This window comes from Nocardioides sp. Z38_18, assembly GCF_058215695.1.
This window is the reverse complement of the sequence record NZ_JBZAJE010000001.1, coordinates 710,184-728,270: the sequence shown is the minus strand read 5'-3', so window position 1 is coordinate 728,270 and position 18,087 is coordinate 710,184. Positions and strand designations below refer to the sequence as shown.

The following is an 18,087-nucleotide window of genomic DNA, read 5'->3' as shown; positions in this document are numbered from 1 at the left end:
AGGCGAAGGAGGGAAGGCGGCCTTTGAGCGAAGCGGGCCGTCGACCGACGACAACGCCGCCAATGCCGTGGTTTCACGCGTCACGGTCAGAAGTCGATGCCGTCGGGGTCAATGCCGGGAGCATCGGCTGCGAAGCCGTCGGCCGGCTTGTCGACCTCCGGGCCGATGCCGAGCTTCTCCAGGATCCGCTTCTCCAGCTCGTTGGCGAGGTCGGGGTTGTCCCGCAGGAAGGTGCGGGCGTTCTCCTTGCCCTGGCCGAGCTGGTCGCCCTCGTAGGTGTACCAAGCACCGGCCTTGCGGACCAGACCGGCCTCGACGCCGACGTCGATCAGGCCACCCTCGCGGCTGATCCCGAGGCCGTACATGATGTCGAACTCGGCCTGCTTGAACGGCGGCGCGACCTTGTTCTTGACCACCTTGACGCGGGTGCGGTTGCCGACCATCTCGGTGCCGTCCTTGAGCGTCTCGATCCGGCGCACGTCGAGCCGCACGGAGGAGTAGAACTTCAGCGCCTTGCCACCGGTGGTGGTCTCGGGCGAGCCGAACATCACGCCGATCTTCTCGCGCAGCTGGTTGATGAAGATCGCGGTGGTGCGGGAGTTGCTCAGCGCACCGGTCATCTTGCGCAGCGCCTGGCTCATCAGCCGGGCCTGGAGGCCGACGTGGCTGTCGCCCATCTCGCCCTCGATCTCCGCGCGCGGCACCAGGGCGGCGACGGAGTCGATCACGATCAGGTCCAGGGCGCCGGAGCGGATCAGCATGTCCGCGATCTCGAGGGCCTGCTCACCGGAGTCGGGCTGGGAGACCAGGAGCGCGTCGGTGTCGACACCGAGCCGCGCGGCGTAGTCGGGGTCCAGCGCGTGCTCGGCGTCGATGAAGGCAACGATGCCGCCGGCCGCCTGGGCGTTGGCCACCGCGTGCAGCGCCACGGTCGTCTTTCCGGAGGACTCCGGACCGTAGATCTCCACGACCCGGCCGCGCGGCAGGCCGCCGAGGCCCAGGGCGATGTCCAGGGAGATCGCTCCCGTCGGGATCACCTCGAGCGGGACGCGGACCTCGTCACCGAGGCGCATCACCGAGCCCTTGCCGAACTGCTTGTCGATGTTGGCGAGCGCTACGTCGAGCGCCTTGTCCCGGTTGTTCTCGCGGTTGTTCCCGGCTGAAGCCATGGTCTTGGTCCCTCACGTCTCTGGTGCGCCTGACTGGTGTCTGGTCAGACGTTAGGTGTCGGCACCGACAACCACTCCGGCTGCGCTCCCCGCCTGTGGAGAACCCGGTGTCGACCCCTGCCTGTGCACCCGACGGTAGTACGAACACCTGTTCGATGCGAACCCCGACACGCCGGGCCCCGGGGACTACCGGGTGATCCGGTCCTGCGGCCCCGGCGTGTACGGCGAGGAATTGGTCAGGAACGTGGTGAAGGCATCGATGTCCAGACCACCGAAGTACCTCGCCGTGCCGCTCGTGAACGCGGGGAAGCTGTCCCCGCCGTCGGCGAGGAAGTTGTTGGTCACGATCCGGTAGCTGGCGGCCTTGTCGATCGGGGCGCCGTTGAGCTGCACGCTGCCGTCGACCGGGCCGGTGGCCCCGAGCCGGTAGCTGAACCCCTCGGAGACCTGCAGCACCTTGGGCGCGGCCGCGTTCGGCCCGGTCACCTGCTGGGTGAGCACGTCGTAGATCTGCTGGCCGGTGAGGTTCATGGAGACGAGGTAGTTGTTGAACGGCTGGACGGTGAAGGCCTCCTCGTAGGTGATCTCCCCCGGGGCCTCGCCGTACGCCGAGCTGGCGAAGCTGAGGTCGGCGCGGATCCCGCCCGGGTTCATGAACGCGATCACCGGGATCTGGCCGCCGGTCACCACCGAGGGGTCGGCCAGCTGTGCGTCGGCCACGAGGTCACCGAGCGGGGTCTCGCCGGCCGGGTTGGCGTCGCGGGTGACGTCGGAGGTGACGCGTCCCACGACCTTGCTCGCGATCGGGCGCACCAGCTCCTTGTAGGAGTCGATCAGCGCGGTCTGGGCGCGGTCGGGCACCACGTTGCGCGTCACCTGGACGTTGGAGCCCTTGACCGAGCTGCGGACGATGTCGCGGGTGCGCCGGTCGTAGGTCAGGTGGGTCTCGGTGAACAGCCGGCCGAAGGAGGACGCCGAGGTCAGCAGCCGGGAGCGGCCCGCCGGGTCCTTGACGTCGCACACGTAGGGCTGGTGGGTGTGCCCCGAGACCACCATGTCGATGGCCGGGTCGAGGTTGGCCGCGATCGGGAGGATCGGCGAGCTCGCCGGGATCAGGCTGCCGCCCCCGCCGCAGGTGTAGTCGTAGCGCGGGTTGACCGCGTAGGCCTTGCCGGTGGCCGGGTCCGTCCACTGCTCCTTGTCGGAGTTGCCGCCCTGGTGGATGAGCACGACGATCGCGTTGACGCCCTCGCGCCGCAGCTCGGGCACGAGCGCGTTCGCGGTCTGCACCTCGTCGGCGAAGTCGAGCCCGGCCACGCCGCTGGCGGTGACGATGCTCGGGGTGTCCTTCAGGGTCATCCCGATGAAGCCGATCCGGGCACCGTTGAGGTTCTTGATCGAGTACGACGGCAGGATCGACTGCTTGGTGCCGGCGTAGCGCACGTTGGCGGCGAGGTAGTCGAACTTCGCGCCGCGGAAGGTGTGCGCTGCGCAGGAGTTCTGGTTGTCCGCCCCGTCGCCGTCCTCGATGCAGCCGCCGTCGGCCATCCGCTGGAGCTCCTTGTAGCCCTCGTCGAACTCGTGGTTGCCCACCGAGGCGACGTCGAGGCCGAGCTTGTTCATCGACTCGATGCTGGGCTCGTCGTGGAAGGCGGCCGAGAGCAGCGGCGAGGCGCCGATCAGGTCACCCGCGGCCACGGTGAGGGTGTTGCGGTGGCCCTTGCGGGCCTGCGCGAGGTGGGTGGCGAGGTAGGCGGCGCCGCCGGCGTCGGCGGTCACGTCGGCCGGCAGGCCCGTCGCGGGGTCGATGCGGTGCCCGACCACGTTGCGGCCCGAGGAACCGCTGGGCGGCTCGAGGTTGCCGTGGAAGTCGTTGAACGACAGCAGCTGGACGGGCATCAGCGGGCCGTGCCTGTCCTTGGGCCGGTGCTTCTTGGGCCCGTTCTTAGACCCGTGCACCTGGCTGAGGTCGGGACGCTGGCCCGGCTTGAGGCCCGCCCGGTCGTCGGGGGCGGCGGTGGCGGGCGCGATCGCGGTCGCACCGGTGGTGACCAGCGCCACTGCGCAGGCGGCGGCACCGAGGAGAAGGGCGGGGCGCTTCTTCGAGTGCATGGCTGCTCCAGATCCTCCGAGTCGGATCACGGCAGGCTAGTACGGCTCACGGCAGGTCCGATACCCGTCGAAGGTCACTATCGGGTGACGAACCGGAACAATCACCGTTCGCGTGCAGGCAGGCCGAGCTCGGCCCAGACCGCGCGCCACACGGTCTTCGGCGCCTCGCCGTCCTCCAGCGACTCCTCGACCGTGCGCTCCCCCAGCGACCCGAGCACGTGCTGCTGGGCCCACATCCGGGCGTACGCCGGGCCGAGGGCCTGCTCCATCCGCACCCAGAACTCGGTGTGCCTCACCCGGCGACTCCCTGACCGTCCGCCTGGTCGTCCTCGTTGACCGGTCCCGAGGGAGTGACGCTCACGTCCCACAGGTGGTGCACCACGTCGTGCAGGTGGTAGCGACCCAGGGTCTCCACGGTGAAGCGCGACCCGTTGCTGCGGTGCCCGGGCCGCTGCCACTGCTCACCGGAGACGCCGGCGTAGAGCGCCGCGACCTGTGCGGCGTTCTCGACGAGGTCGGCCCCGACGTCACCGGCGTCCTGCAGGCCGTACTCCTCCTGCTCGGCGGTCGCGTCCTGGTCCCAGTTCTCGAAGGCGGGGTCGTCCTGCTCCAGCAGCAGCCGGACCCGCTCGGCGAAGATGCGGTGGACGTCGCGGACGTGGCAGGCGTACTCCAGCCGCGACCACACGTGCGGCGCCGGCCGGACGGCGAAGTCGGCGTCGAGGAGCACGTCGTACCAGCCCCGGGTGTTCTCGTGGAGCCGGTCGGGGAGCTCCTCGGGCCGCACCTCGCGGGGGTCGAACCCACACGCCTCGCAGGGCTCCTCGACGACCCAGGTCCAGTCCTTGGTGTCCGGCTCGATGCTCACGTGGCGATTGTGCCCACCTCCTGCGCATGCATGCGAATCGGCGTCTCGCCGGCCGCGCGGCCCCTCTCCCGGACCGGCGTCGAGACCACGATGCGACGCGACTGGCACGAATCGTGTAAACGTAGGCACGCCGACCCACCCCGGGCGGCGATGACAAGAAGGCTCCCCATGTCCTTGGGCTCGATCCTGCTGTTCGCACTGGCCGTGGTCCTGGGGGTCTCTGCGGCCCTGCTGGCGCGCGCCAGCAGCCGCGCGCCCTGGCCGGCGATCGTGGTCGCGGCCCTGACCTCCGCGGTCTGCTACACCGTCGGCGGCGAGTCCAGCATGGACTCCGCCGGCCCGAGCATCGCCACCGTGACCGGATCGATCGCCGGGCTGCTCAGCGTGGTCGCTGCGATCATGACGCTGGTGCCCTCGCGGTCCCGCTCCGAGGACGGGGAGGCCTCGCGCACTCCCATCCTGCTCAGCAGCGGTGGCATCGCGATCGGCGCCGTCGGCCTGCTGATCACCTCAGTGATCAGCTGACCCGGGCCCTCCCCGGCCCCGGACCCGCCAGAGGCCGGCTGCCACCCCGGCCAGCACGCCCACCGCGACAAGGACCACCAGCACCAGCCAGCCGCCCACGTAGTCACGGTCCAGGAGCGTGGGGTTGTCGGGGCGCGCCCCGAAGCTGCCGAGCACGGGGATCGCGCTGACGGTGACGGTCCCCAGCACCACCAGCACGACCAGCGCGGCGGTCCGCAGCCGCGTGGGCAGCACCCGGCCCAGCAGCACACCCACAGCGACGGTCAGCGGGGCGAGGACCGCGTCGTGCAGGATCACGCCGCCGGCGAGCCAGGCCGCCGCGTCCACCAGGTCGGGACGGTCGAGCTGGAGCAGGCGGAGCACGCCGTAGCCCGCGGCCAGGGTCCCGATCGCGCCGAGGAGCAGGCGGGCCACCCTCATCTGCGCACCTCCAGCCGCGTGACCCACTTGGTCTGGAAGACGCCGGGCCGGTTGGGGGCGATCAGGCGGCACGGGAAGCCGTGGTCGAGGGAGAGCTCCTCGCCGTTGAGCCGCAGCGCGAGCAGGGTCAGCGGGTCGTGGGCGAACGGGGCGGGGATCTCGGTCACCGCGAACGCCCCCCGGCGCTGCATCGAGCGCACGCGTACGGCGGCGTCGCGGGGTGCGTCGACAAGTGCGAGCAGGTCCCCGAGGCGTACGCCGGTCCAGCGGCCGCTGGCGCTCCAGCCTTCGACGCAGGCGATCGGCAGCCGGTGGGTGCGCTGGGTCATCGTCTCGAGGTCCGAGCGGCTCAGCACCACCTCCCGGTCGCCGTCGGCCACGGTGAGCCGGAACGCGTCACCGGTGACGGCCGTGGTGACCCCCGCCGCGACCGCCGACCGGTTGATCGGCACACCCTGGGGCCCCTCTCCGGTGCGTACGGCGAGCACGGAGACCTTGCGCAGGAACGGCACCGTCCCGCCGGCGACGGCGAGCACCGCGACCCCCGAGGACAGCAGCGCGGTGCGCAGGACGGCCCGGCGGTCTGGGCCGACGGCCTCGAGGGGTTCGGCTCCGGTCGCGGATGCGGGCCCGGTCAGCGGTTCGGCGTACGCCCTCCTGATCACCGGGAGCTTGACCGCGACGTGCACCACCAGCGCACCGATGGCGATCCACGCGACGGCGTAGTGGGTCGGCCGGAAGGAGAACGCCCACGGGTACCACTGCGCGGAGTTGGCCAGGCCGGTGGCGAGCTGGAAGATCGACGCCGCGACGAGCACGGCGATCGAGACCTTCTCGGCTGCGGCGAGGAGAAGCGCACGCAGGTTGCCGAACGGGATCGTGGCGAACAGCCGCGGGTAGACGCTCCAGAGCTTGACCAGCAGCAGCGGCACCGCCGCGGTGCCCGCGAGGACGTGCAGGCCCTGGGTGACCCGGTAGCCCCAGACGGGACGGACCGGCGGGAGGATCGGCACGTCGTCGAGGTAGTACCAGTGGCTGACCATGCCGGTGGCGAAGCAGATCGCGAAGGCGACGCCGACCCACGAGCCGATCCTCGCCGTGAGCGTGGCGTCGCGCAGCGGCGAGGTGAACGACGCCTCGGTGGGGACCGGGAGGCGTCTCATCGGGTCAGGACCGCGAAGCAGCGCCGGCGACTCTCCCCGAGGTGCTCCACGCGCAGGCCGGCCTCCGCCGCGAGCGCGCCGATCGCGTCCGGACCGACGCGGGCCCAGGGGAAGGTGGGCGACCTCCGCCGGTGCGAGACCAGTCGGGCGGCGTGGACCCGGAGCCCGGTCCCGGGCTCGTCGAGGTCGCACACCACCCGGCCTCCGTCCTCCACCAGCTCGGCGGCGCGGGCGAGCAGCGCGCCCGGGGCGCCGCCGATGCCGATGTTGCCGTCGGCGAGCAGCACCGTGTCCCAGGACCCCTCGCCGGGCACCGGGTCGAAGACGTTGCGGCGCAGGGCGGGCACCCCTCGTCGACGGGTCTGCTCGACGGCCTCCTGCACCACGTCGACCCCGAGCACGAGGTGTCCGTGCAGGGCGAGGTGCGCGCTCATCCGTCCCGGGCCGCAGCCCACGTCGAGGGTGGCGCCCCGGCAGTGGTCGAGCAGCAGCCGGTCGGAGTGGCTGGCCGGTCGCAGCCACTCCCCCATCGGCATCGGCTGGTCCTCGGCGCCGAGCCCGCGCACCGAGACCGGGACCCCGCGCAGCGCGTCGCTGAAGAGCTCGGTGAAGGACCCGTGCAGTGACTCGCGGACCCGGTCGTCGAAGGCGCCGGCGAACTCGGCCGTGCTCATCGCCAGCTCCTCGCGAACCGGGTCCCGGGAGCGGCCGCGGCGACGAGCTCCGCGTCGGCCACCTCGTCGACGTCGCGCAGGGGGGCCACGTCGCTGACCACGGCGCCGGCACGGACCAGCGCCGCACGGGTCAGCTCCCCGGTCGCGGGCGTGGACATCGGCACTTCGCGCAGGTGGGCGAGCAGGTGCGGTCCCCCGACTCCGACGAGCCACCAGCCGCCGTCGTACGCCGGGCCGAGCACCGCGGAGTCCCGCGTGGTCAGGAGCCCTGCGGCCTCGACCAGGGCCTGCGCCGGCAGGTGCGGGGTATCCATCCCGACCTGCACGACCGGTGCCCCGGAGAACGCCGCGGCGTCCTCGTGGGCGTGGACCAGCCGGTCGGCGAAGTCCAGCCCGCGCTGGGGGTGCACCGTCCACGCGGCGGTCGCCTCCAGCAGCTCGTCGGCGCGCTCACCGTGGGCGAGGACGCCGTCGAGCGACAGGTGACAGCGGGCCGGGCCGTACGCCGCCGCGCAGGCCGCCACCGTATCGAGCAGGGCGGCCGCGGCCAGGTCGGCGGCGCGACGCATCCCCACCTCGCGACCCAGCCTGGTCTTCACCCGGCCCGGGACCGGCGACTTCGCCACGACCAGGACGACCGCCGGTCTCACGAGAGCACCCGGGCGAAGTCGCGGGCCGCGCGGATCGTGCCGATCATCGAGCCCGAGACCTTGGACCTCGTCCCGGCGGCTCGCGGGTGGTAGCCGATGTCGCGCTCGACCAGGCGCCACCGGGCCGCCGTCGCGCGTTGGAGCAGCTCGACCGGGTACCCGAAGCGCCGGTCCTCCACGCCGAGGGCCAGGAGGTCCGCCCGGCGGGCGACCCGCATCGGGGCGATGTCGTGCAGCGTCATCCCGATCCGGCGTCGCAGCCACCACAGCACCACCGCGTTCCCGGCGCGGGCGTGCCAGGGCCACACCCCCCGGGCGCTGGGCCGGCGGCGGCCCACGGCGAGGTCGCCACGCCCGGAACTCACGTCCTCGAGCAGCGGCACCAGCTCGGTGGGGTCCATCGAGCCGTCGCCGTCCATCACCGCGACGTACTGCGCCGTGGCCGCCTCCAGGCCTGCGTGCACGGCCGCGCCGTAGCCGGCACGGGGCTCGCTGACCACGGTGGCGCCGAGGCGCCGGGCGACGTCGGCGGTGGCGTCGCGGGAACCGTTGTCCACCACGATCGCGTGGAAGCCCTCGGGCAGCCTGGCCAGCAGGTCCGGCAGCGCGGGTGCCTCGTCGCGGCAGGGGATCACCACCTCGCACCTGGTCGCCGCCATCCCACCACCGGGGGACCCGCCGGGGCCGGGAGGTGTCGCTTCGGTCGAGAAACGGATGTGAACTCCTACTGTGGGGGGCCCATGAGACTCTCCGGACGCCCGCGTGCAGCGCCCTTCATCGGGTTGTTCGTCGCCGTGGGGCTCGCCGGATTGGCGATGGCCCTTCCCGCGGTGGCCGACTGGGACGTCCATGTCCGGTCCTTCCCGCCGCTGCACGCGGAATGGGACCCGCGGATCGGGATCGGCACCCTCCCCGCGGTGCTCCTCGGCGGGCTCGGGGCGTGGTTCTCCGTGGGCCTGGCCCAGCGGCTGTCCTGGCGCGCGCTGCTCCTCTCGACGTACGCCGCGGGGGTGGCCTGGCTGTTCGCCCTCGCGCTCGTCGACGGCGCGAAGCTGGGGATCGGCACGATCCTCGACGACGAGTACGAGTACATGCGGACCGCGCGCGCCACCGACGACCTCCCAGCCACGCTGCGCGAGTACGTCTCCCGGATCCCCTACGACGGCCTCCCGGACGACATCGCGAACGCGAACTGGCCGGTGCACATCGCCGGCCACCCGCCGGGGGCGCTGAGCTTCTTCGTGCTGCTGGACCGGATCGGCCTCGGCAGCGGGATGCAGGCGGGGGTCGTCGTCGTCCTGGTCGCGGCCTCCACCGCCGTGGCGGTGCTGGTCACCCTGCGGCTGCTGGGCGCGGAGCCGGTCGCCCGCCGGGCCGCGCCGTTCCTGGTCCTCGGGCCGGCGGCGATCTGGCAGGCGGTGAGCGCGGACGCCATGTTCGCCGCCGTCGCCGCGTGGGGCATCACCGCGCTGGCCGCGGCCGCCGTACGCCGTAGCCCGGTGTGGTCCGTCGTCTGGGCCGTGGTCGCGGGGCTGCTCCTGGGGTACGCCGTGATGCTCTCCTACGGGCTCCCCCTGCTCGGGCTGCTTGCCGTCGCGGTGCTGGTGGTCGCCCGCAACTGGCGGCCGCTGCCGTGGGCAGTCCTCGCGGCGCTGGCCGTGGTGCTGACCTACGCCGCGCTCGGGTTCCGGTGGTGGGAGGCGCTGCCGGTGCTCCAGGAGCGCTACTGGGACGGGGTGGCCCGCAACCGCCCCAAGGAGTACTGGATGTGGGGCAACCTCGCCGCCCTGGTGTTCTGCGCCGGGCCGATGATCGGCGCCGGACTGACCACGCTGTGGCAGCGGGCGCGTGACCTCGAGGTCGGCGCGGACGCGGCCCGGGCAGCGAGGTGGCTGGTCGGTGCGGGCTTGGCGATGGTGCTCGTCGCCGACCTCTCCCAGATGAGCAAGGCCGAGGTGGAACGGATCTGGCTGCCGTTCGTGCCGTGGCTGCTGGTCTCCTGCGCGCTGCTGCCCGGACGTTGGCGCCGGGCCGGGGTCGCGGTCCAGGTGGTGTCGGCGCTGGTGGTCCAGCACCTGCTGTTCACGGGCTGGTGAGCCTCGGCGTGCTCAGCGCACGGAGTCACGCAGTGGAGCCGTCGCGAACGCCGCGACGCCGCGCTCGGGAGGGATCTGCGCGGTGAACCCGAGCTCCGAGGTCGCCAGTGCCGGCGAGGCCACGACGTGGCGCACGTCGCCGACGCGGTAGTCCCCGGTCACCTCGGGGACCGGCCCGCCGGCGGCCTGCGAGAGGAGCTCGGCGACCCGCAGGATCGGCACCGGCGAGCCCGAGCAGACGTTGTACGCCGACCACGACTCGGCGGGACGGTCCGAGACGGCGTCGATCGCCAGCACGTTGGCGCGGGCGACGTCGTGGACGTGCACGAAGTCGCGCATCTGGCCCCCGTCCTCGAAGACCCGCGGTGCCCTCCCTGCCTCCAGGGAGGAGCGGAAGATCGCCGCCACCCCGGAGTACGGGGTGTCGCGCGGCATCCCGGGACCGTAGACGTTGTGGTACCTCAGCCCGATCGCCCGACCCGGCGCCTGCCGGGCCCACGCCAGCGCGTAGTGCTCCTGGGCCAGCTTGCTCGCGGCATAGCTGCTGCGCGGGTCCAGCCGCGCGCCCTCGGGCACCAGCTCCCACTGCAGCGGCCCTGCGCAGCGGGGGCAGTGGTTCTCGAAGTCGCCGCTTTCCAGGGCGGTGCGGCTGCGAGCCGGCGGGGCCTGCTCGCCGTGCTCCGCGCATGCGTAGCGGCCCTCGCCGTAGACGACCATCGAGCTGGCCAGCACGAGTGCGTCCACGCCGCGGGTGTGCATCGCGGCGAGGAGCACGGCGGTGCCCAGGTCGTTGTGCCCGGCGTACGACGGGAGGTCGGCCACCGTGACGCCCGCCCCGACCATCGCCGCCTGGTGGCAGACCACGTCGACACCGTCGAGCAGGTCGGCCCACTGGTCGGCGGCGCGCACGTCGAGCAGGTGCAGGTCCGGGTCGGCGTAGCGGTGGGGTCCGTGGGCCTCGGGGATCAGCGCGTCCACCCGGACGACCTCGTCGCCGCGGGCGGCGAGCTGCTCGGCGATCTGGGTCCCGATGAAACCGGCGGCGCCGGTCAGCAGGACCTTCACGCGGGCGCCGTGCTCGGCCCGGGGAGCACGAAGGGCAGGGTCACGTCGGCGTGCCAGTCGGCGCAGCCACAGGGTCTCGACTGGGCTCGACCACCATCGGACTGGGCTCGACCACCTTCGGGCCTCAGCCCCGCGACCACCTGCGCCAGCAGCTCCTTGAGCCGGCCGATGTGCTTCTCGAACAGCGCGAAGACCTGTGCCTGGTCGACCGAGTCCTCGGCGCTGACGCCGGCGTCGAGGTCGGTGACCAGGGCGATCGTGGCGTAGCAGAGGCCGAGCTCGCGGGCGAGGACCGCCTCGGGGTGACCGGTCATGTTCACCACGGTCCAGCCGGCCTGCGCATAGCTCTGCGACTCGGCGCGGGTGGAGAACCGCGGCCCCTCGATCACGACCATCGTCCCGCCGTCGATCGTCCCCTCGCCTGCGGCGCCGAGGAGCGCCGCGCGCAGGTCGGGGCAGTAGGGATCCGCGAACGGCGCGTGCACCGCCCCGGAGTCGATGAAGGTCTGCGTCCGGCCGTAGGTGCGGTCCACCACCTGGTCGGGCACCACCAGCGTTCCCGGCTGGGTCTCCGGCTGCAGGCCGCCCACCGCGCAGGGGGCGAGCACCTGCTGCACCCCGAGGCTGCGCAGGGCCCAGATGTTCGCCTGGTAGGGGATCAGGTGCGGCGGGTACCGGTGACCCTTGCCGTGCCGCGGCAGGAACGCCACCGGCGTACCCCCGACCTCGCCGACGGAGATCGGCGCCGAGGGCTCGCCGTAGGGGGTGGACACGAACACCTCGCGCGGGTCGTCGAGGAACTCATAGAAGCCGCTGCCGCCGATCACGGCGACGCGCGGGTGCTCGGCGCCGGGGAGGTCCGTCATGCAGGCAGTCTGCCAGCGCCCCGGCCGTGGGTCCTCTATCGTCCGCCCATGCAGATGCTCGCCGACCTCTGGAACGCCGTTCCCGAGCCGTTGCAGGACCCGGTGGCGCTGGCCATCCCGGTGTTCCTGGTGATGCTGGCGCTGGAGTCGACCGCGGCCGTGGTCCTGGAGGAGCACGAGTCCCGCCCCGGCAGGGGTGCCTACGAGCGCCGCGACGCCCTCGCGAGCATCTCGATGGGCCTGGTCTCGATCCTGACGATGACCGCCTGGAAGCTCGGGGCACTGGTCGGGTACGCCGCGCTGTTCGCCTACGTCGCGCCCTGGCAGCTCGACCCGCGCCACTGGACGACCTGGGTGATCGCGATCGTGGGCGTGGACCTGCTGTTCTACGCCGCCCACCGCCTCGCCCACCGGGTCCGGATCGTCTGGGCGACCCACCAGGCGCACCACTCCAGCGAGTACTTCAACTTCGCCACCGCCCTGCGACAGAAGTGGAACAACTCCGCCGAGATCGTGATGTGGCTGCCGCTGCCCCTGCTCGGGGTGCCGCCGTGGATGGTGTTCACCGGGTTCTCGATCAGCCTCGTCTACCAGTTCTTCGTGCACACCGAGCGGGTCGACAAGCTGTGGCGGCCGATCGAGCTGGTCTTCAACACCCCCTCGCACCACCGGGTGCACCACGGCTCGGACCCGGAGTACCTCGACAGGAACTACGGCGGCATCCTGATCGTCTGGGACCGGATGTTCGGGAGCTTCCAGCCCGAGCTGCACCGCCCGACGTACGGCCTGACCCAGCCGGTGGGCACCCACAACATCGTCCGGCTGCAGACCCACGAGTACGCCGCGATCGCCCGCGACGTACGCCGTGCGCCCGACCTCCGCACCCTGTTGGGCCACCTGTTCGGCCCGCCCGGCTGGCGGCCGCCCGCGCCCGGGACCGACTGAGGTCCCCTCCCACCGGCCCGGACCTGTCGGTGCCGTCGGGCAGGATGTTGCGGTGCACCAGTTCAGTGAGGCCACGCGCACGTGGTTCGCCGCTGCGTTCGCCGAGCCCACGCCGGCCCAGGTGGGTGCCTGGGACGCGATCGCGGCCGGCCGGCACGCCCTGGTGGTGGCCCCGACTGGCTCGGGCAAGACCCTCTCGGCGTTCCTGTGGTCCATCGACCAGCTCGCCACCCAGCCGGTGCCGGAGAAGACCAAGCGCTGCCGGGTGCTCTACGTCTCCCCGCTCAAGGCGCTTGCCGTGGACGTGGAGCGCAACCTGCGGGCGCCGCTGGTCGGGATCCGCCAGACGGCCGAGCGGCTCGGCACCGCGGTGCCCGAGATCCGGGTCGGGGTGCGCTCCGGGGACACCACGCCCCAGGAGCGGCGCCGGATCCAGAGCACCCCGCCCGACATCTTGATCACCACCCCCGAGTCGCTGTTCCTGATGCTCACCTCGCGCGCCCGGGAGTCCCTGGCCGGGGTGGACACCGTGATCATCGACGAGGTGCACGCGGTCGCCGGGACCAAGCGGGGCGCCCACCTCGCGCTCTCCCTGGAGCGGCTCGACGAGCTGCTGGACCGGCCGGCCCAGCGGATCGGCCTCTCCGCCACGGTGCGACCCGTCGACGAGGTCGCGCGCTTCCTCGGCGGCTCCGCGCCGGTGGAGGTGGTCTCGCCGCCCTCGGAGAAGGAGTGGGACCTCAAGGTCGTGGTCCCGGTCGAGGACATGACCGAGCTCGGCGAGGAGGGCGACGACGGTCCCCGCGCTGGTTCGATGTGGCCCCACGTGGAGAGCCGCGTCCTCGACCTGATCGAGCAGCACCGCTCCACCATCGTGTTCGCCAACTCCCGCCGTCTCGCCGAGCGCCTCACCGCGAGACTGAACGAGCTGGCCGGGGAGCGGCTGGCGCTGGCTGAGGGATCCGCGACCGAAGTGAGCGGCCCACCCGGCGGTCGAGCAGCGAACGAACTGAGCGGCCCACCCGGCGGTCGAGCAGCGAACGAACTGAGCGGCCCACCCGGCGGTCGAGCAGCGAACGAAGTGAGCGGTCAGTCGAGACTCCCCTCGGAGATGGCCGGGCAGAGCGGCACCGCCGAAGGAGCCGCCCCCGTGGTTGCCAGAGCCCATCACGGTTCGGTCTCCAAGGAGCAGCGATCCGTGATCGAGGACGACCTCAAGCGGGGCCGGCTGCCCTGCGTGGTCGCGACCAGCAGCCTCGAGCTGGGCATCGACATGGGTGCGGTCGACCTGGTCATCCAGATCGAGTCACCGCCGTCGGTGGCCAGCGCGCTGCAGCGGGTCGGGCGCGCCGGTCACCAGGTCGGGGAGGTCTCCCGCGGCGTGCTGTTCCCCAAGCACCGCGGCGACCTGGTCCCCTCGGCGGTCACGGTCGAACGGATGCGCACCGGCGGCATCGAGGCGCTGCACGTGCCGGCCAGCCCCCTCGATGTCCTCGCCCAGCACGTCGTGGCGGCCACCTCGATGGACGCGTGGAACGCCGAGGCGCTCTTCGACGTCGTACGCCGCTCGGCACCCTTCGCCACCCTGCCCCGCAGCGCCTACGACGCCACGCTCGACCTGCTCGCCGGCCGCTACCCCAGCGACGAGTTCGCAGAGCTGCGGCCCCGGCTGGTCTGGGACCGCGTCTCCGGCGAGCTCACCGGGCGCCCGGGGGCCCAGCGGCTCGCGGTCACCAGCGGCGGCACCATCCCCGACCGTGGCCTGTTCGGGGTGTTCCTCGTCGGCGAGAAGCAATCCCGGGTGGGCGAGCTCGACGAGGAGATGGTCTACGAGTCCCGCGTCGGGGACGTGTTCACCCTCGGCACCACCAGCTGGCGGATCGAGGACATCACCCACGACCGCGTCCTGGTCTCGCCGGCCCCCGGCCAGCCCGGCCGGCTGCCGTTCTGGACCGGCGACACCCTCGGACGGCCCGCGGAGCTCGGCGCCGCGATCGGGAAGTTCACCCGCGAGATCGCGGCGATGACCCACGACCAGGCCATCGCCCGGGCCACCGGCGCCGGGCTCGACGAGTGGGCGGCGCGCAACCTGGTCGGGCTCGTCGAGGAGCAGCGCGAGGCGACCCAGGCAGTGCCCAACGACCAGCAGCTGGTGGTCGAGCGGTTCCGCGACGAGCTCGGCGACTGGCGGATCGTGGTGCACTCCCCCTTCGGCACCCCGGTGCACTCGCCGTGGGCGCTGGCGATCAACGCCCGGCTGCGCGAGCGCTACGGCGTGGACGCCCAGGCGATGGCCACCGACGACGGCATCGTGCTGCGGATCCCCGAGACCGACCAGGACCCGCCGGGCGCCGAGCTGATCGCCTTCGAGCCCGACGAGCTCGAGCAGATCGTCACCACCGAGGTGGGCGGATCCGCGCTGTTCGCGTCGCGGTTCCGGGAGTGCGCCGCGCGCGCACTGCTGCTACCCCGCCGCGACCCCGGCCGCCGGGCTCCGCTGTGGCAGCAGCGGCAGCGGTCGGCGCAGCTGCTCGAGGTGGCGGCGCGCTACCCCTCGTTCCCGATCATCCTGGAGACGGTGCGCGAGGTCCTCCAGGACGTCTACGACCTCCCCGCCCTGGTGGCGCTGCACCGCAGGATCTCCGAGCGGCGGCTCCGCCTGCTCGACGTGAGCACCCAGCGGCCGTCCCCGTTCGCGCAGTCGCTGCTGTTCGGCTACGTCGCGGCGTTCATGTACGAGGGCGACTCCCCCATCGCCGAGCGCCGCGCCGCCGCCCTGACCCTCGACCAGGGCCTGCTCGCCGAGCTGCTCGGCCGCGCCGAGCTGCGCGAACTGCTCGACCCCGACGTGCTCGCCGAGGTGGAGTCCGAGCTGCAGCGGCTGGCCGAGGACCGGCGGGTGCGCGACAGCGAGGGGATCGCGGACCTGCTGCGGCTACTGGGTCCGCTGTCGGCCGAGGAGGTCCAGGCGCGGTGCGTCAGCCCCGACGAGGTCCCCGGCTGGCTCGCGCTGCTCACCGACTCGCGCCGGGTCGTGCCGGTCTTGATGAGCGGCATCGAGCGCTGGGCGGTGGTCGAGGACGTCGCCCGGCTCCGCGACGGGCTGGGCGTGCCCGTGCCTCCCGGCGTCCCGGACGTGTTCACCGAGCCGGTCGAGGACCCGCTCGGGGACCTCGTGGGTCGCTACGCCCGCACCCACGGGCCGTTCCTGGCCGCGGAGGTCGCCGACCGGCTCGGGCTCGGCGTCGCCGTGGTGCAGCAGACCCTGTCCCGGCTCGGGGCCCAGGGCCGTGTCCTCGAGGGTGAGTTCCGGCCGCAGGGATCGGGCTCGGAGTGGTGCGACGCCGAGGTGCTGCGCTCGCTGCGCCGGCGCTCGCTCGCCCGGCTGCGGCACGAGGTCGAGCCGGTCGAGCCGGTGGCCCTGGGACGGTTCCTGCCGGCGTGGCAGAACGTGACTCCCTCCGGCAGTGGGGCGCGAGCCCGTCTCCGCGGCGTGGACGGGGTCCTCACCGTGGTCGAGCAGCTCGCCGGGTGCGCCGTACCCGCCTCGGCGCTGGAGACCCTCGTGCTCCCCTGCCGGGTCGGGGACTACGCGCCCGCCATGCTCGACGAGCTCACCGCGGGCGGTGAGGTCCTCTGGGCCGGCCACGGGGGGCTGCCCGGCTCCGACGGGTGGGTCTCGCTGCACCTGGCCGACACGGCACCCCTCACCTTGCCCGAGCACGGCGAGCTGGAGCTCTCCGTCGACCACCAGGCGGTGCTCGACGCACTGGCCGGTGGCGGCGCCTACTTCTTCCGCCAGCTCGCCACCTCCGCGGGGACGCGCGACGACAAGGCCCTCTCGGCGGCCCTGTGGGACCTCGCCTGGTCCGGCCGCGTGGGCAACGACACCCTGGCTCCGCTGCGCGCCCTGACCCGCACCGGACGCAGCGCGCACCGCGTCAAGCGGGGACCGACGCGCGTGCGCAGCGCCCGGCCGCGGTTGACCGGGGCGGCACTGCGCGGGTCGCCCCCCGACGTGGCCGGGCGCTGGTTCCTGCTCCCGGAGCGGGAGAAGGACCCGACCAAGCGCGCGCACGCCACGGCCGAGAGCCTGCTCGAGCGGCACGGCGTGGTCACCCGTGGAGCGGTGGTCAGCGAGCGCACGCCGGGCGGGTTCGCCGCGACGTACCGCGTGCTGGCCGCGTTCGAGGAGACCGGGCGCTGCCGGCGCGGCTACTTCATCGAGGGCCTCGGGGCCGCCCAGTTCGGCACCTCGGGGGCCGTCGACCGGTTGCGCACCTTCCAGCAGCCGGTGCCGCAGGGCCGCGGTGAGGGCGACCAGGTCGCGGTCGCCCTGGCAGCGACGGACCCGGCGAACCCCTACGGCGCGGCCCTGCCGTGGCCCACCTCGACCGGGTCCGACGGCACCGGCCACCGTCCCGGTCGCAAGGCCGGCGCCATCGTCGCGCTCGTCGACGGGGAGCTCGTGCTCTACGTGGAGCGCGGCGGCAAGACGCTGCTCACCTTCACCGACGACGAGAACTGCCTCGCGACCGGCATCGACGCCCTGGGCCGCGTCGTGCGCGAGGGCGCGCTCGGCCGGCTCACCGTGGAGAAGGCCGACGGCACCAGCATCCTGGGCGAGGACTCCGAGGTGCTCCGGCGCGCGATGGAGTCCGCCGGGTTCGTGGCCACCCCGAGGGGGCTGCGCCTGCGGCAGGGGGTGAGCTAGTGCCCGAGGGCGACACCGTGCACCGCACGGCCCGCAGGCTGGACCGGGCGCTGACCGGGCAGACCCTGGTCGCCAGCGACTTCCGGATCCCCTCGCTCGCGACCAGCGACCTCGCCGGCGCCTCCGTGCTGGGCACCGTCGCACGCGGCAAGCACCTGCTCACCCGCTTCGACACCGGCGCGACGCTGCACACCCACCTGAAGATGGAGGGCAGCTGGTCGGTGCACCCGGTCGGCACCAGGTGGAACAAGCCCTGGCACACCGCCCGGGTCGTGCTGCGCACGGCGACCACCGAGGCGGTCGGCTTCCAGGTGGTGCTCGACCTCGTCCGCACCGACCAGGAGGAGACCCTGGTCGGGCACCTCGGCCCCGACCTGCTCGGCCCCGACTGGGACCCCGACGAGGCACTGGCCCGGCTCCTGTCCCGACCGGAGGTCCCCATCGGCGACGCCCTGCTGGAGCAGCGCAACCTCGCCGGGGTCGGCAACGTGTTCAAGTCCGAGCTCTGCTTCATCGGCCGCGTCGACCCGCTCACCCCCGTCGGCGAGGTCCCCGACCTCCCCGCGATGGTCGCCAAGGCCAAGCAGCTCCTCGAGGTGAACAAGGACCGCCCCACCCGGATCACCACCGCCGACACCCGCCGCGGCTACCAGCTGTGGGTCTACGGCCGCCGGGGCCCCTGCCTGCGCTGCGGCACCCGGATCGCCAAGGCCGACCAGGGTCCCCCCGGCCAGGAGCGCCCCACCTACTGGTGCCCTCGCTGCCAGGTCCGGTTTCCCAGGTGATGAACCCGTACTGCCTCTTCACACACCTCACGCCG

Annotated in this window: 16 protein-coding genes; 5 read left to right on the top strand and 11 right to left on the bottom strand. The window is 73.0% G+C overall.

Features of this window, described 5'->3' with window-relative positions:
* Positions 1 to 86: 86 nt before the first annotated feature.
* From recA to AC4BGC_RS03495, 4 genes are all read right to left on the bottom strand, one after another.
* Positions 87 to 1,169, bottom strand: coding sequence for a recombinase RecA (gene recA, locus AC4BGC_RS03510; protein WP_490546097.1), 1,083 nt, complete (start codon positions 1,167 to 1,169; stop codon positions 87 to 89).
* Between the two features lie 186 nt (positions 1,170 to 1,355).
* Complete coding sequence (locus AC4BGC_RS03505; RefSeq protein WP_490554336.1) at positions 1,356 to 3,281, bottom strand: bifunctional metallophosphatase/5'-nucleotidase; 1,926 nt, start codon at positions 3,279 to 3,281, stop codon at positions 1,356 to 1,358.
* 101 nt (positions 3,282 to 3,382) lie between these two features.
* Complete coding sequence (locus tag AC4BGC_RS03500; RefSeq protein WP_490546099.1) at positions 3,383 to 3,577, bottom strand: DUF3046 domain-containing protein; 195 nt, start codon at positions 3,575 to 3,577, stop codon at positions 3,383 to 3,385.
* Complete coding sequence (locus AC4BGC_RS03495; RefSeq protein WP_490554335.1) at positions 3,574 to 4,149, bottom strand: DinB family protein; 576 nt, start codon at positions 4,147 to 4,149, stop codon at positions 3,574 to 3,576. The genes AC4BGC_RS03500 and AC4BGC_RS03495 overlap by 4 nt, the downstream gene beginning before the upstream one ends.
* Positions 4,150 to 4,317: 168 nt before the next feature.
* Between AC4BGC_RS03495 and AC4BGC_RS03490 the strand changes: the two genes are divergently transcribed.
* A complete protein-coding gene (locus AC4BGC_RS03490; protein WP_490546103.1) occupies positions 4,318 to 4,674 on the top strand; it encodes a hypothetical protein in 357 nt (118 codons plus the stop codon).
* On the opposite strand, the gene AC4BGC_RS03485 is transcribed toward AC4BGC_RS03490, so the two are convergent.
* The 5 genes from AC4BGC_RS03485 to AC4BGC_RS03465 are packed head-to-tail and all read right to left on the bottom strand — an operon-like array spanning position 4,660 to position 8,240.
* Positions 4,660 to 5,094, bottom strand: a complete 435-nt coding sequence (locus AC4BGC_RS03485; RefSeq protein ID WP_490554334.1) for a hypothetical protein — start codon at positions 5,092 to 5,094, stop codon at positions 4,660 to 4,662. The two genes, AC4BGC_RS03490 and AC4BGC_RS03485, sit on opposite strands and share 15 nt — an antisense overlap.
* Positions 5,091 to 6,257: a molybdopterin-dependent oxidoreductase gene (locus tag AC4BGC_RS03480; RefSeq protein ID WP_490554332.1), complete on the bottom strand. Its 1,167-nt coding sequence runs from the start codon at positions 6,255 to 6,257 to the stop codon at positions 5,091 to 5,093. Before AC4BGC_RS03480 ends, AC4BGC_RS03485 begins: the two co-directional genes overlap by 4 nt.
* A complete protein-coding gene (locus tag AC4BGC_RS03475; RefSeq protein ID WP_490554331.1) occupies positions 6,254 to 6,931 on the bottom strand; it encodes a class I SAM-dependent DNA methyltransferase in 678 nt (225 codons plus the stop codon). The genes AC4BGC_RS03480 and AC4BGC_RS03475 overlap by 4 nt, the downstream gene beginning before the upstream one ends.
* Entirely contained in the window at positions 6,928 to 7,581 is a 654-nt protein-coding gene (locus tag AC4BGC_RS03470; RefSeq protein WP_490554330.1) for a TIGR04282 family arsenosugar biosynthesis glycosyltransferase, read from the bottom strand. The genes AC4BGC_RS03475 and AC4BGC_RS03470 overlap by 4 nt, the downstream gene beginning before the upstream one ends.
* On the bottom strand, positions 7,578 to 8,240 hold the full coding sequence (locus AC4BGC_RS03465; RefSeq protein WP_490554328.1) for a glycosyltransferase family 2 protein: 663 nt from the start codon (positions 8,238 to 8,240) through the stop codon (positions 7,578 to 7,580). The genes AC4BGC_RS03470 and AC4BGC_RS03465 overlap by 4 nt, the downstream gene beginning before the upstream one ends.
* Positions 8,241 to 8,321: 81 nt before the next feature.
* On the opposite strand from AC4BGC_RS03465, the gene AC4BGC_RS03460 reads away from it, so the two are divergent.
* The gene (locus AC4BGC_RS03460; protein ID WP_490554327.1) at positions 8,322 to 9,677 is read left to right on the top strand and encodes a hypothetical protein; all 1,356 of its coding nucleotides are present in this window, start codon (positions 8,322 to 8,324) and stop codon (positions 9,675 to 9,677) included.
* 12 nt (positions 9,678 to 9,689) lie between these two features.
* On the opposite strand, the gene AC4BGC_RS03455 is transcribed toward AC4BGC_RS03460, so the two are convergent.
* Together AC4BGC_RS03455 and AC4BGC_RS03450 are read right to left on the bottom strand one after the other, a co-directional pair.
* Positions 9,690 to 10,742: an NAD-dependent epimerase/dehydratase family protein gene (locus tag AC4BGC_RS03455; protein ID WP_490554325.1), complete on the bottom strand. Its 1,053-nt coding sequence runs from the start codon at positions 10,740 to 10,742 to the stop codon at positions 9,690 to 9,692.
* Positions 10,739 to 11,608: an S-methyl-5'-thioadenosine phosphorylase gene (locus AC4BGC_RS03450; RefSeq protein ID WP_490554324.1), complete on the bottom strand. Its 870-nt coding sequence runs from the start codon at positions 11,606 to 11,608 to the stop codon at positions 10,739 to 10,741. The genes AC4BGC_RS03455 and AC4BGC_RS03450 overlap by 4 nt, the downstream gene beginning before the upstream one ends.
* A gap of 48 nt (positions 11,609 to 11,656) precedes the next feature.
* Between AC4BGC_RS03450 and AC4BGC_RS03445 the strand changes: the two genes are divergently transcribed.
* Genes AC4BGC_RS03445 through AC4BGC_RS03435 form a run of 3 tightly spaced genes read left to right on the top strand, consistent with a single transcriptional unit; the run spans position 11,657 to position 18,052 of the window.
* The gene (locus AC4BGC_RS03445; protein WP_490554323.1) at positions 11,657 to 12,553 is read left to right on the top strand and encodes a sterol desaturase family protein; all 897 of its coding nucleotides are present in this window, start codon (positions 11,657 to 11,659) and stop codon (positions 12,551 to 12,553) included.
* Between the two features lie 52 nt (positions 12,554 to 12,605).
* Positions 12,606 to 17,267, top strand: coding sequence for an Lhr family helicase (locus AC4BGC_RS03440; RefSeq protein ID WP_490554322.1), 4,662 nt, complete (start codon positions 12,606 to 12,608; stop codon positions 17,265 to 17,267).
* A complete protein-coding gene (locus AC4BGC_RS03435; protein ID WP_490554321.1) occupies positions 17,267 to 18,052 on the top strand; it encodes an Fpg/Nei family DNA glycosylase in 786 nt (261 codons plus the stop codon). The genes AC4BGC_RS03440 and AC4BGC_RS03435 overlap by 1 nt, the downstream gene beginning before the upstream one ends.
* The last annotated feature ends 35 nt before the right edge of the window (positions 18,053 to 18,087 follow it).